The 242-nt window shown below is 40.1% G+C and carries 1 protein-coding gene; it reads left to right on the top strand.

The window, feature by feature from the left end; translation table 11 throughout:
* Positions 1-242: transglutaminase domain-containing protein (locus CWC30_RS17975; RefSeq protein WP_283956821.1), on the top strand; the 242-nt coding region annotated here is incomplete at both ends.

The raw sequence follows: 242 nt of genomic DNA on the forward strand, positions 1-242 counted from the left end.
TGGCTATAACAAGAGTGATGATATAGCAGAATGCGTTGTACTAGCAGATGGTTATGTGCATTGTAATACTAAGGTTAATCTGTTAAGGGCGCTATTGCGTGGACTAGGTATCCAGTGTCGCTTCCATGGTTTTACCATTGATCAGCAATTACAAGAAGGGGCTATACCTAGCTATGTATTTTGGTTAGCACCTAAATACATCATTCATAGTTGGGTAGAAGTTTATTTCGATGGACGCTGGA

It is taken from the genome of Pseudoalteromonas sp. S4741 (assembly GCF_005886135.1).
GTDB lineage: Bacteria > Pseudomonadota > Gammaproteobacteria > Enterobacterales > Alteromonadaceae > Pseudoalteromonas > Pseudoalteromonas tetraodonis.